The sequence below is a fragment of the Nocardioides sp. CPCC 206348 genome (assembly GCF_048654705.1).
Taxonomy (GTDB): Bacteria; Actinomycetota; Actinomycetes; order Propionibacteriales; family Nocardioidaceae; genus Nocardioides.
Map to the genome: position 1 here is coordinate 3975 of NZ_JBMCZA010000109.1, position 834 is coordinate 4808.

The window sequence follows — 834 nt, forward strand, 5'->3', positions numbered from 1 at the left end:
CAGGAGCGCGACACCAGGGACATGCCGATCTACGAGTTCACCGCGCAGCTCGCCACCCTCGAAATGCCGCCTCCGGAGATGCTGCAGCTCCTCGGTGCGGTGGAGGGCAACCAGCAGGCGATGGACGGTTTCGTCAGCGTCATCTCGGGAGCGGTGTCGCCCGCCGACTACTTCTCCGAGGAGAACGTCGGGAGCATCTTCGCCGCATCGGCCGCCGCTGCCGACCCGGCGCTGGCCGGGAGCGACCGATGAGGCATTTCTTCATGCCGAGGCTGGTTCTGGGTACAGCGACGACATGGACGAGACAACGATCAGCCCGAAGCAGCTCACCCGCAACTGGGACGAGCTCCTCCAGGAGATCCGGGTCATCGAGACCGGAGTGCAGATCCTCACCGGATTCCTCCTGACGATTCCGTTCACCCAGCGCTTCAGCGACCTCAACGACTTCCAGCGCGACCTGTACCTCGTGGTGCTGGCCGGTTCGGTCACCACCACGGCCCTGGTGGTGGCTCCCGTGGCCTTCCACCGGGCCTTGTTCCGCAGGCATGCGCGGCGCTGGCTCGTCGAGGCCGCCAACAAGTGTGCCGGGGCCGGCCTCGTCATGATGGCCCTGACGACCAGTGGCGCCATGTTCCTGATCTTCGACGTCGTCGCCGGGGACCTGGCCGGAGGTACGGCGTTCGTCCTCTCCGCGGCGTTCTTCGGCCTGCTCTGGGCCGGCACGCCGTTGCTGTCCAGGCGCCGCGGCAACCAATGAAGGTCGGGCTCGAAGGCTAGGAACCGTCGCTCTCCTCCGCATGCGTGTCGGTGGCAGGACCGTTCTCGGTCGCCCCG

The 834-nt window shown here is 67.0% G+C and carries 1 protein-coding gene and 1 pseudogene; both read left to right on the forward strand.

Annotated elements, in window-relative coordinates:
• Positions 1-252, forward strand: a pseudogene (locus ACOADB_RS06100) (hypothetical protein); the annotation flags it as partial.
• A 43-nt stretch (positions 253-295) separates the two neighbouring features.
• The gene (locus ACOADB_RS06105; protein WP_378597062.1) at positions 296-757 is read left to right on the forward strand and encodes a DUF6328 family protein; all 462 of its coding nucleotides are present in this window, start codon (positions 296-298) and stop codon (positions 755-757) included.
• Positions 758-834 lie beyond the last annotated feature (77 nt).

Bases quoted from the DNA above. Each gene is read 5' to 3' on its own strand.
- ACOADB_RS06105 (WP_378597062.1), top strand. From the start codon at position 296: ATGGACGAGACAACGATCAGCCCGAAGCAGCTCACCCGCAACTGGGAC.